The organism is Actinospica robiniae DSM 44927 (genome assembly GCF_000504285.1).
GTDB classification, from domain to species: domain Bacteria; phylum Actinomycetota; class Actinomycetes; order Streptomycetales; family Catenulisporaceae; genus Actinospica; species Actinospica robiniae.
In genome coordinates this window covers 8,093,606-8,105,825 of sequence record NZ_KI632511.1, presented here as the reverse complement: position 1 = coordinate 8,105,825, position 12,220 = coordinate 8,093,606, and the positions used below count along the sequence as shown (strand labels likewise).

The 12,220-nt window shown below is 73.0% G+C and carries 9 protein-coding genes; 7 read left to right on the top strand and 2 right to left on the bottom strand.

Annotated elements, in window-relative coordinates:
• Positions 1–82: 82 nt before the first annotated feature.
• Both ACTRO_RS35005 and ACTRO_RS35000 read right to left on the bottom strand, forming a co-directional pair.
• Positions 83–1,234: an acyl-CoA dehydrogenase family protein gene (locus tag ACTRO_RS35005; protein ID WP_034270152.1), complete on the bottom strand. Its 1,152-nt coding sequence runs from the start codon at positions 1,232–1,234 to the stop codon at positions 83–85.
• Between the two features lie 126 nt (positions 1,235–1,360).
• Complete coding sequence (locus tag ACTRO_RS35000; protein WP_051451847.1) at positions 1,361–2,566, bottom strand: S1C family serine protease; 1,206 nt, start codon at positions 2,564–2,566, stop codon at positions 1,361–1,363.
• A gap of 282 nt (positions 2,567–2,848) precedes the next feature.
• Between ACTRO_RS35000 and ACTRO_RS34995 the strand changes: the two genes are divergently transcribed.
• From ACTRO_RS34995 to ispH, 7 genes are all read left to right on the top strand, one after another.
• A complete protein-coding gene (locus ACTRO_RS34995) occupies positions 2,849–4,231 on the top strand; it encodes an aspartate aminotransferase family protein (protein ID WP_034270149.1) in 1,383 nt (460 codons plus the stop codon).
• The gene (gene hpnC / locus ACTRO_RS34990) at positions 4,228–5,169 is read left to right on the top strand and encodes a squalene synthase HpnC (RefSeq protein WP_157436613.1); all 942 of its coding nucleotides are present in this window, start codon (positions 4,228–4,230) and stop codon (positions 5,167–5,169) included. Before ACTRO_RS34995 ends, hpnC begins: the two co-directional genes overlap by 4 nt.
• 119 nt (positions 5,170–5,288) lie before the next feature.
• Complete coding sequence (locus tag ACTRO_RS34985) at positions 5,289–6,200, top strand: phytoene/squalene synthase family protein (protein WP_034270146.1); 912 nt, start codon at positions 5,289–5,291, stop codon at positions 6,198–6,200.
• The gene (gene hpnE / locus ACTRO_RS34980) at positions 6,197–7,594 is read left to right on the top strand and encodes a hydroxysqualene dehydroxylase HpnE (protein ID WP_051451846.1); all 1,398 of its coding nucleotides are present in this window, start codon (positions 6,197–6,199) and stop codon (positions 7,592–7,594) included. Before ACTRO_RS34985 ends, hpnE begins: the two co-directional genes overlap by 4 nt.
• Positions 7,591–8,667 (top strand): polyprenyl synthetase family protein, encoded by a 1,077-nt coding sequence (locus ACTRO_RS34975; RefSeq protein ID WP_211244509.1) that lies wholly within the window; start codon positions 7,591–7,593, stop codon positions 8,665–8,667. Before hpnE ends, ACTRO_RS34975 begins: the two co-directional genes overlap by 4 nt.
• 26 nt (positions 8,668–8,693) lie before the next feature.
• On the top strand, positions 8,694–10,691 hold the full coding sequence (gene shc / locus ACTRO_RS34970) for a squalene--hopene cyclase (protein WP_051451845.1): 1,998 nt from the start codon (positions 8,694–8,696) through the stop codon (positions 10,689–10,691).
• Positions 10,688–12,220: a 4-hydroxy-3-methylbut-2-enyl diphosphate reductase gene (gene ispH / locus ACTRO_RS34965; protein WP_051451844.1), complete on the top strand. Its 1,533-nt coding sequence runs from the start codon at positions 10,688–10,690 to the stop codon at positions 12,218–12,220. The genes shc and ispH overlap by 4 nt, the downstream gene beginning before the upstream one ends.

The window sequence follows — 12,220 nt, the reverse complement described above, 5'->3', positions numbered from 1 at the left end:
TGTAACATACCCGGCCCGGACCGCCGCTAGCACCCCGCGCCGGTCGCACCGGGGTGCGCGGGGTATCGCGTGTGACGAGACGTCAGCCGCGGGCGAGCGAGCGCGCGATGACCATCCGCTGGATCTGGTTGGTGCCCTCGACGATCTGCAGCACCTTGGCCTCGCGCAGGAACCGCTCGACCGGGAAGTCGGTGGTGTAGCCCGCGCCGCCGAGCACCTGCACCGCGTCGACAGTGCTCTGCATCGCCGCGTCGGTGCAGTGCAGCTTGGCGATCGCGGCCTGCCGGGAGAACGGCAGGCCCTTGTCGCGCAGCCGGGCCGCGGCCAGGTACGCGGCCCGGCCCACCTCGGTGCGGGCGGCCATGTCGGCCAGGATGAACCCGACGGCGTCGTGCTCGATGATCGGCTTGCCGAACTGGACCCGCTCCCGGGCGTACGCGGTGGCCGCGTCCAGCGCCGCCTGGGCCAGGCCGACCGCGCACGCGGCTATGCCGAGCCGGCCGTGGTCGAGCGCGCGCATGGCGATCTCGAAGCCCTGGCCGGGCTCGCCGATCAACCGCTCTTCCGGCACCCGCACGGACTCGAAACGCATCTGGGCGGTGGTGGAGGAGCGCATGCCCATCTTGTGCTCCGGCGAAGCCGCGCTCAGCCCCTCGGTGCCGGCGTCCACGAGGAACGCGCTGATGCCCTTCGGGCCTTCCTCACCGGTGCGCGCGAGCACAGTATAGAAGTCCGCCTCGCCGCCGTGGGTGATCCAGGCCTTGGTCCCGTCGATGCGGTAGCCGCCGCCGTCCGGCTGGGCCTTGGTGACCAGGTGCGCCGCGTCCGAGCCGTGCCCGGGCTCGGACAGGCAGTACGCGCCGAGCAGGTCCCCGCCGATCATGTCCGGCAGCCAGCGCTCGCGCTGCTCCTCGCTGCCGTACTCGGCCAGCGCGTGACAGGAGAGGGTGTGCACGGAGACGCCGAGGCCGACGGCCAGCCAGCTGCTGGCGAGCTCCTCGACGACCTGCAGGTAGACCTCGTAGGGCTGGCCGGCGCCGCCGTACTGCTCCGGATAGGGCAGTCCGAGCAGCCCGGAGCGGCCGAGCAGGCGGAAGGCGTCGCGCGGGAACTGACCGCTCGCCTCGGCCGCCGCGGCGCGGGGCGCGAGCTCCTTGGCGCCGAGCTCGGCGGTGAGCTCGAGCAGCGCTTGGGCCTCTTCGGTGGGCAGCAGGGCGCTGCGCGCAGCATCCATGGGTCACTCCGATGTGGCGGGCCGCCCAGGTCGTGGGCGGTAACGGACTCGGGGCGCGGGCCGGGGATCGCCCGGGCACGCGCCCTCAAGGTACCGCGGATCAGCGGGCCGCGGCCCGTCCGGAGATCAGTACGTTCCGTAGTTGGAGTTGGAGTTGGAGTTCGAGTCGGAGTTCGAGTTCGAGCTGGAGTCGCCCTGGCCCGCCTCGATCTTCTTGACGTCCTGGACCACCTTGTCCGACGGGATGGCGAAGCCGAGGCCGACCGAGCCGGAGGACGAGGAGCTCGACGAGCTCGAGGAGGAGTAGATCGAGGAGTTCATGCCGATCACCTGGCCGGACGAGTCGAGCAGCGGGCCGCCCGAGTTGCCGGGATTGATCGAGGCGTCGGTCTGGATGGCCGAGTAGGTCACCGTGGACTCGCTCTGGCCCCAGTTGAAGCCGGGGAAGCCGCCGTTGCCGCTGAAGCCCTGGCCCTCGGTGGTGGACTCGGTCACCGACACGGTCCGGTTGAGCGCGGAGACGATGCCGCTGGTGACGGTGTTCTGCAGGTCGTCCGGGGAGCCGATGGCGATGGTCTGGTCGCCCACCTGCACCTGGCCGGAGTCGGCGAAGGCGGCCGCCTTCCAGTTCGAACCGCCCTCGACCTGGATGACCGCGATGTCGTCGGCGGCGATGTAGCCGACGACCTTGGCGTCGTAGGTCTTGTCGTCGTACGTGGTGACCGTGAGCTTGCCGCCCTCGGAGGCGTAGTCGGCGACGACGTGGTTGTTGGTCACGATGTAGCCGTTGCTGGAGACGACGATGCCCGAGCCGATGCCCTCGGCGCTGTTGGTGGTCTCCGTGATCTTCACCACACTCGGCAGCACGGTCTTGGCCACCGCGCCCACCGTGGTGGTCGAGTCGGAGCTGTTTGAGCCGGTGACCACGTTCACCGCCGAGGCCGCCGTCTGGCTGTAGTTGTGGTCGAAGACCGCGCCGGAGACGCCGCCGACGCCCGCGGCCACCACGGCGATCGCGACGACCAGGCCGAGGCCGAGCTTGACCGGGCCGCGCCGGCGCTTGCCGCCGTGCGCCGCGAACTCCGGCGGCACGGGCGGGAGCTGGCCGCCGCCACCGCCGCCGTACTGCGGGTCGGCCCCCGCGCCCCAGACGTATTCCCCGGTCTGGGCCGTGACCATGGCGGGCTGCTCGAAGGCCGAGGCACCGTCCGGGGCCGGCTGGGCCCAGGTGCCGTCGGGGTACGGCGGCTGCGGCGAGGGGCCCGGCTGGGGCTGCTGCGCCTGCGGCTGCTGCGGGTTCGGCGTGGCGGGGTGCTGCGGCGTCTCGGTCATGTCCCGACCATCCCCGGGCAACTTGAGAGGCCGCTGAGACCAGGTCGTGTTCTCGGATAAGAGTTGCCCGAGCAGTTTTAGGCCGAGCCTTCGACGGCCTGGGACAGGCGCGCGGCGACGCGCCGGGGTTCAGAGCGCGAAGGCACCCCGGCGCGTCGCACGTATAGCTACCATCTGCTCAGACCGGGCGCGAGGAGGTATATCCAAACGTGACCGTCTACGTCGGGCCCCGTATGGGTAGGGGGCGCACAGATGTAACAGGCGCGAGAAGGGTCGGCATATATGAACACGGGCTTCGACCTCGGACGGCTGCTCGACGAGCGGACCGGGGAGGGCCACAAGCTGCAGGGGCGGATGCTCAACCCACAGCTGCCACGGATGCTGCACGCGATCGGCTTCGACCGCACCTATACCCGCGCGCAGGGGGCTTATCTCTATGACGCGGACGGCAACGACTACCTGGACTTCCTCGCCGGCTTCGGCGTGTTCGGAGTCGGGCACAACCACCCGGTGGTGCGCTCCGCGCTGCACCAGGTGCTGGACGCGGACCTCGCCGACATGGTCCAGTTCGACTCGCCGCTGCTGGCCGGCCTGCTCGCGGAGAAGCTGCTGGCCCGGGCGCCGCACCTGGACCGGGTCTACTTCGGCAACAGCGGCACCGAGGCGGTGGAGGCGGCGATCAAGTTCGCCCGCTACGCCACCGGCCGGCCGCGCATCGTGTACTGCGACCACGCGTTCCACGGGCTGACCACCGGCTCGCTCTCGGTCAACGGCGCGGCGGAGTTCCGCGACGGCTTCGACCCGCTGCTGCCGGACACCCGGGTGCCGCTCGGCGATCTCGAGGCGCTGGAGGCGGAGCTGCGCAAGGGCGGCGTGGCGGCGCTGCTGATCGAGCCGATCCAGGGCAAGGGCGTGCACCAGCCGGCGCCCGGCTTCCTGCGCGCGGCGCACGACCTGCTCAAGGACCACGGCGCGCTGCTGATCTGCGACGAGGTGCAGACCGGGGTGGGGCGTACCGGGCGGTTCTTCTCCTACGAGTACGAGGACGTGCAGCCGGACATCGTCACCGTGGCCAAGGCTCTGTCCGGCGGCTTCGTGCCGGTGGGCGCGACGCTGGCCAAGGACTGGATCTTCGAGAAGGTCTACTCCTCGATGGACCGGGTGCTGGTGCACGACTCCACCTTCGGCTCCAACGCCATGGCGATGGCGGCCGGCTTGGCCACGCTGCAGGTGATGGAGGACGAGGCGCTGATCGAGAACGCCGAGCGGATCGGCACCCTGATGCGCGATCAGCTGACCGAGCGGCTCGAGCGCTACGAGATGCTGGCCGAGGTACGCGGACGGGGCCTGATGCTCGGGTTCGAGTTCGGCAAGCCGCGCTCGCTCAAGCTCAAGGCCGGCTGGAACACCCTGCAGGCGGCCCGCAAGGGCCTGTTCGCGCAGATGGTGGTGGTACCGCTGTTCCAGCGTCACCGGATCCTGACGCAGGTCTCCGGCGACCACATCGACGTGATCAAACTGCTGCCGCCCTTGACGATCGGGGAGCCGGAGGTGGAACGTTTCCTCACCGCCTTCGACGACGTGATGCGCGACGCGCACCGGGGCACGGGCCTGATGTGGGACTTCGGGCGCACGCTGGTCTCGCAGGCGGTGCGGCGGGGGTGAGCACGTCCTCCGTACCCGCGCGTACCCACGTCCACCTCGACGAAGAGGACGAAGTGACGACAGAACCGGCGGTGCCGAAGCCCGTGGCCGCGCGCACCGACGACCCGGCGTACTTCGCCGCGAAGGCGGCCGAGCAGGCCTCGGCCGAGAACTTCCCGGTCGCGCTGCGGATGCTGCCCCGCGCGGTGCGCGAGGACCTCGCGGTCTTCTACGTGTTCGCGCGGTACGTCGACGATCTCGGCGACGAGCTCACCGGGGACCGGGCCGCGGCGCTGGCCGAGGTGGACGCCGACCTCGGCCGGCTGGCCGCCGGCGGGACGCCGAAGCTCGACCCGGTGCGCGGCCTGGCCCGGATCACCGCGGACGGCCGGGTGCCGATCGAGCCGTTCCACGACCTGGTCGCGGCGAACCTGATGGACCAGTACAAGACCAGCTACGCGACCTTCGCCGAGCTGGTCGCGTACTGCCGGCTCTCGGCGAACCCGGTGGGCCGGGTGGTGCTGCACCTGGCCGGCCAGGCCACCCCGCGCAACATCGCCGAGTCGGACGCGGTGTGCACCGGCCTGCAGATCGTCGAGCACATCCAGGACGTGGCCGAGGACCGCGGCAACGGCCGGATCTACCTGCCGCGGGAGGACCTGACCGCGTTCGGCGTGCGCGAGGAGGAGCTCGACTTCGCGCACTCCGACGAGGATCTCAAGGCACTGCTGCGCTGGGAGGCGGGCCGGGCCGCGGTGATGCTGAGCAAGGGCGTGCCGCTGACCCGGCGGCTGCGCGGCTGGGCCCGGCCGGCCGTGATCGGCTACGTGGCCGGCGGCCGCGCGGCGCTGACCGCGTTGCGCAAGGTGGACTACGACGTCCTGGCCGGCGCCCCGGCGACGACCAAGCAGGGCGTGGTGCGCGCCGCCCTCGGCGTGCTGGCGGGGCGCAAGCGCTGACCCGTGCGCCGGTCGTTCGCCGGCTTCAAACAACCGTTCGGCGGTCAAGTGGGGTAATGCGGGCGATCTCCCGACCACGCCGCACCGTACGGCGCCGCCGCACGGCGTAGGATGCCCGGGTGACCAGCAGTACAGAGCTTGCAGCTGCCTATGCATCGTGCGAGCAGATCGTCGGAAGCCAGGCGAAGAACTTCTCCTACGGCATCAGGCTCCTACCCGGACCCAAACGGCGAGCGCTCTCGGCGATCTACGCGTTCGCCCGAAGGGTGGACGATATCGGCGACGGCGACCTGCCGATGGATCAGAAGCTGGCGGGGCTGGCCGAGACCCGGCGGCAGGCGGAGGATCCCGAGCGCTTCCCGGAGGATCCGGTGCTGGTCGCGCTCGCGGACGCGGCGCGGCGCTATCCGCTGGACCTCGGCTGCTTCGGCGAACTCGTCGACGGCTGCGAGATGGACCAGGTGGGGACCAAGTACCGGACCTGGGACGAACTCTCGCTCTACTGCCGCAACGTGGCCGGGTCGATCGGACGGCTGTCCCTGGCGGTGTTCGATCCACCGGCGCTGCACCAGGATCCCAAGCCCACCGAGGAGCTCGCGGACCGGCTCGGGCTGGCCCTGCAGCTGACCAACATCCTGCGCGACGTGCGCGAGGACCTGCAGGGCGGCCGCGTCTACCTGCCGCAGGAGACGCTCGAGCAGCACGAGTGCGAGCTCGTGCTGCGCGAGGACGGGACGCTCGATCCGCAGGAGGGCCGGCTGGCCGCGGCGCTGCGCTTCGAGGCGAAGCGCGCCGAGGCGCTCTACGCCGAGGGCCTCGGCCTGCTGCCGCTGCTGGACTGGCGCTCACGCGGCTGCTGCGGAGCGCTCTCGGGCATCTACCACGCGCTGCTCGGCCGAATCGCGGCCGATCCGCAGGCCACGTTCGGAGCCCGGATGTCCGTGCCGACCTCGACGAAGCTCGCGGTCGCGGTCCGCGCGCTCGCGCCCCGGCCGGGCGCGGCCCGAGCGGCCGAGCGCGCGAGCCGATGAGCCCGGCACAGCCCGCGCGGCCCGCCGCCGCGGACGCGCCCACCGCCCTGGTGGTGGGCGGCGGCCTGGCCGGGATCTCCGCGGCCCTGGTCCTGGCCGAACGCGGCTGGCAGGTGACCGTGGCCGAGGCGCGGCCCCGGCTCGGCGGCCGGGCCACCTCGTACCGGCGCGGCGAGCTGGTCGTGGACAACGGCCAGCACGTGTTCCTGCGCTGCTGCACCGCCTACCGCGGCCTGCTCGAGCGGCTCGGCGCCGGTCCGGAGACCGGCCTGACGGTGCTTCAGGACCGGCTGGACATCCCGCTGCGCTCCCCCGAGGGCCGCTCGGCCCGGCTCAAGCGCACCAACGCCCCCGCGCCGATACACCTGGCCGGCGCGCTGGCCGGGTACGGCCTGCTGCCGATACGGGACCGGATGGGCCTGGGCCGCGCGGCCATGGCGATCCGGCGCACCGACCCGGCCGACCCGCGGACGGACGCGCAGGGCTTCGGCGGCTTCCTGCGCAAGCAGGGCCAGAGCCGGACCGCGATCGACCGGCTCTGGTCGGTGATCAGCACCGCGACCCTCAACATCGATCCCGACGAGGCGTCACTCGCCTTGGCCGCCAAGGTCTTCCGCACCGGCCTGCTCGAGGACACCGGCGGAGCCGACCTGGGCTACGCCGCCGTGCCGCTCGGCGAGATCCACGACGTGCGGGCGCGCAAGGCGCTGGCCGCCGCGGGCGTGAGCGTGCGCGACGCGACGAAGGTGCTCTCCGTGGACGCCGACCGCACCGTGCGGCTGCGCGGCCGGGACGAGGCCCAGGAGACCCTGCGGCCGGACGCGGTGATCCTCGCCGTGCCGCACGACGCGGCCGCCGCGCTGCTGCCGGCCGAGCTGCCCGCCCCGTTCGCCGCGCTCGGTCACAGCCCGATCCTGAACGTGCACCTGCGCTACGACCGTCCGGTGCTCGACGGCCCGTTCGTCGCCGGCGTCGACTCCCCGGCGCAGTGGATCTTCGACCGGACCGGCCCGAGCGGCCTGCCCGGAGCCGGCCGCTACGTCGCGGTCACCGTCTCCGCCGCCGAGCGCTGGATCGAGCAGCCGGTGGCCGAACTGCGCCCGCTGTTCGAGACCGAACTCGCCCGTCTGCTGCCCAAGGCCCGTGGCGCGCAGGTGGAGGAGTTCTTCGTCACCCGGGAGAAGCACGCGACGTTCCGGCAGGCCGCGGGCAGCGCACGGCTGCGTCCGGGGCCGGATACGGCGGCGCCGGGGGTGCTGCTAGCCGGCGCGTGGACCGCCACCGGATGGCCGGACACGATGGAGAGCGCGGTGCGCAGCGGGATTAACGCGGCCCGGGTTGCGCAAGAACAGTGGAAGAAAGCCAACGGGCATCGGACGGGAGCACGGGCGTGAGCGAGACGCAAGGCGGTACGGACACCCTCACGCAGGGAACCGAGGCGGACCTCCCGGTGGCCGAGCGCGGCGCCGCCGAGATCCTGGCCGACATCAAGCAGCTGGTGGACCCGCAGCTGGAGCGACGGCTCGACGCCCTGCACCCGACCATGCGCGGCATCGGCCGCTACCACTTCGGCTGGCAGGACGCCTCCGGCGCGCCGGATCCGACCGGCTCGGGCGGCAAGGCGCTGCGCCCGGCCCTGGCCGTGCTCGGCGCCCGCGCGGTGGGCGCGGCCGGCGACGAGCCGGAGGTGCTCGACGCGGCCTGCGCGGTGGAGCTGATCCACAACTTCTCGCTCCTGCACGACGACATCATGGACGGCGACCGCACCCGGCGGCACCGGCCCACCGCGTGGACCGTCTACGGCGTGGACCAGACGCTGCTGGCCGGCTGCGCCCTGCAGACCCTCGCCTTCCAGGTGCTCACCGAGCGCAGCCCGCACGCGGTGGCCTCGCTGGCCGCCTCGGTGCAGGTGCTGATCGCCGGTCAGAGCGAGGACCTCGACCTGGCCGGGAACGACGCGGCCACGGTGGATCAGTGCCTGGAGATGGAGTCCGGCAAGACCGCGAGCCTGCTGGCCGCCAGCGCCTCGCTCGGCGCGCACGCGTACGGCGCCGACCCCGAGCGGGTGCGGCTGCTCTCCGAGTACGGCCACCACCTCGGCATGGCCTTCCAGCTCGTCGACGACCTGCTCGGCATCTGGGGCGAAACGGGCACGACCGGCAAGCCGGTGGCCGCGGACCTCTACGCCCGCAAGCGTTCCGCGCCCGTCGTCGCGGCCCTCACGGCGGGCAGCCCGGCGAGCGAGCGGCTGCGCCGGGTGCTCTCCTCCGAAGGCGACCTGAGCGATGCCGATCTTGTCCTCGCGGCCGACCTCGTCGAGCAAGCGGGGGGCCGTTCTTGGACCCAGGACCGCGCCGACCTGCACACTCGTGAGGCCTTAGCTCGCTTGGACCGTTTGGCGCCGCACCCCCGCGCGCTCGCCGATCTCGGTGAAGTCACCAGGTTTCTTCTCTCCCGGACGTGGTAAGGGGCGTGCCGAGGAGGCACGCTGACATGACTGCGATTGCGGAACGGCCGGTGGACACCGGCCGCCCCCCGGGCCTGCCCGAGGCGGCGCATCAGGCTGCCGAGGCCGCGCGCGAGCATCTGCTCGGGCTGCAGGATCCGGCCGGCTGGTGGAAGGGGGAGCTGGCGACCAACGTCACCATGGACGCCGAAGATCTGTTGCTGCGGGAGTTCCTGGGCATCGGGGACCCGCGCACGATCGAGCAGGCGGCCCGCTGGATCCGGTCCCAGCGGCGCGCGGACGGGACCTGGGCCACCTTCCACGGCGGCCCGGCCGACCTGTCCACCACGGTCGAGGCTTACATCGCGCTCAAGCTCGCCGGGGACGAGATCGCCGGGCCGGAGATGACCCGCACCGCGGAGTGGATCCGCGCCTCGGGCGGGGTCGAGGCGACCCGGGTCTTCACCCGGATCTGGCTGGCCCTGTTCGGGCTGTGGGACTGGGACCGGCTCCCGGCCATGCCCCCGGAGCTGATCCTGCTGCCGCCCAAGGTGCCCTTCAACGTCTACGACTGGGGCTGCTGGGCCCGGCAGACGGTGGTGCCGCTCACGATCGTCTGGCATTTCAAACCGTGCCGTCCGCTGCCGTTCGGCGTGGACGAGCTGCGCACCGGGGTCATCCCGCCGGTGCCCGCGGACGAGGACCGGATCGCCGGGTTCTTCCGCCGCGCCGACCGGATGCTGCACCGCTACGAGCGCCGTCCGCTGCGCTCGGTGCGCCGGGCCGCGCTGCGCCAGGCGACCGAGTGGATCATCGCCCGGCAGGAGGCCGACGGCGGGTGGGGCGGGATCCAGCCGCCGTGGGTCTACTCGCTGATGGCGCTGGATCTGATGGGCTATCCGCTGGAGCACCCGGTGGTGCGGGCGGGCCTGGCCGGGCTCGAGGGCTTCCTGGTGCGCGAGGACGGGCCGGACGGCCCGATGCGCCGGCTCGAGGCGTGCCAGTCCCCGGTGTGGGACACCGCCCTGGCGCTGGTCGCGCTGCACGACGCGGGCGCGAGCGCCGCGGACCCGGCCGTGATGCGGGCCACCGACTGGCTGCTGGCCGAGGAGATCACGGTCAAGGGCGACTGGGCGGTGCGCCGTCCGCAGCTCGCGGCCGGCGGCTGGGCCTTCGAGTTCGCCAACGTCGGCTACCCGGACACCGACGACACCGCCGAGATCCTGCTGGCGCTGCAGCGCTCGCGCAATCCGGACGGCGAGCCGGTGCGGGAGCGGCGCATCCGCGCGGCCATCGACCGCGGCGCGGCCTGGATGGGCGGGATGCAGAGCAAGGACGGCGGGTGGGGCGCGTTCGACGCGGACAACACCCGCACGCTCATCAACAAGCTGCCGTTCTGCGACTTCGGCGCGGTGATCGACCCGCCGTCGGCGGACGTGACCGCGCACATCGTCGAGGCCTACGCGGCGCTCGGCCGGCCGCACGACCCGCGGGCGCTGCGCGGGATCCGCTGGCTGCTCGACCACCAGGAGCCGGACGGCTCGTGGTTCGGCCGCTGGGGCGCCAACCACGTCTACGGCACCGGCGCGGTCGTGCCGGCCCTGGTCGCGGCCGGGGTCAGCGCGGGGCATCCGGCGCTGCGCCGGGCCGCGGCCTGGCTGACCGGCCATCAGAACGCCGACGGCGGCTGGGGCGAGGACCTGCGCTCCTACCAGGACCCGGCCTGGATCGGGCGCGGCGAGTCGACCGCGTCGCAGACGGCGTGGTCGCTGCTGGCGCTGCTCGCGCTGGCCGAGGACCCGGCCGGCCCGGGCGCCGAGGTGCGCGCGGCGATCGACCGCGGGGTGGCGTACCTGACGGACACCCAGCGCGCCGACGGGACCTGGGACGAGGACCTGTTCACCGGCACCGGGTTCCCCGGCGACTTCTACATCAACTACCACCTGTACCGGCTTGTCTTTCCGCTCACCGCGCTCGGCCGCGCCGTACACTTCTACAGTGTGAGTCAGCACAGTGCGGAATATCATCGGGTGGATGGCCGATGAGCAGCCCTGTGACCGTGGCCGCCGCGCTGGGCATCGAGGCGCGGGCCCTGCGACGCGGCGCCGGCCTGGAGACCGGCGTGGTGCAGGTGGGCATGCGCGCCGGACGGGCCGCCCGGGTGCTGCCGCGCGACGGAGCCCCGGTGGTGCTCGCGGGCGTGGCCGGCGGGCTGGCCAAGGAGGTGCGCGCGGGCGACGTGGTCGTCTCCACCGAGGTGCACGGCCCGGACGGCGCGGTGGTGCGCTGCCCGGCCGCGCCGCTGCTCTACGCCGCGCTGCGCCGGATGCTGCCGGAGGAGGTGCGGATCCACCTCGGGCCGACCGTGACGAGCGACCGCGTGGTGCGCGGCAAGGCCCGGGCGGGCCTGGCGGCCGAGGGCTACCTGGCCGTGGACATGGAGGCCTCGGTGCTCGGCACGCTCACCGACGCGCCGTTCGCCACCGCGCGCGTGATAGTCGACGACGCGCAGACCGGGCTGTGGCATCCGGCCACGGTCAACCGCGGCCGCGCCGCGCTGCGCACGCTGACCCGGATGGTCCCGGCGTTCGAATCCTGGGCCGGCGCGGCGCATCCGCACCGGCGGGTGGTGCTCGCCTCGCCGCGCTCGTTCTGCGCGGGCGTGGAGCGGGCGATCGACATCGTCGCCGAGGCGCTGGAGCGCTACGGGCCGCCGGTGTACGTGCGGCGCCAGATCGTGCACAACACCTTCGTGGTGGCCGACCTCGAACGCCGCGGCGCGGTGTTCGTGGAGGAGCTGAGCGAGGTGCCCGACGGCGTGCCGGTGGTGCTCTCGGCGCACGGCGTCGCGCCTTCGGTCCGGCTGGAGGCGGACGCACGCGGCCTGGCCGTGGTCGACGCCACCTGCCCGCTGGTGGCCAAGGTGCACACCGAGGCCCGGCGCGCGCTGCGGGACGGGAGCACGGTGGTGTTCATCGGCCACCCGAACCACGACGAGTCCGAGGGGCTGATGGGCGAGGACCCGGATCCGAGCCGGCCCCGGATCCACCTGGTGGAGACACCCGAGCAGGCCAAGGCGCTCGAGGTGCCGGACCGGGAGCGGGTGGCCTACCTGATGCAGACCACCCTGGCCGAAGACGAGGCCGCGCAGGTCGTGGACGCGCTGCGCACCGCCTTTCCGGGCATCGGCGAACCGCCGAGCTCGGATATCTGCTACGCGACCACGAACCGGCAGCGCGCGATCCGCGACGTGGCCGCCGAAGCGGACGTGGTGCTGGTGATCGGCTCGCCGAACTCCTCCAACTCGCTGCGGCTGGTCGAGGTCGCGGAGCGGGCGGGCGCCGCGGCCTACCTGGCCGACGGGCCCGAGCAGATCGACCCGGACTGGCTGGCCGGAGCGGGCACGATCGGGCTGACCGCGGGCGCCTCGGCGCCCGCCCAGCTGGTGGAGTCGGTGGTCGAGGCGCTGGCCGCGCTCGGCCCGATCCGCCGGGAAGAGCCCGCCGGGATCGAGGAGACCTACCGCTTCTCCCTCCCTCCCATGCCCGCGCTGCCGACGACGAAGAGAATCTAG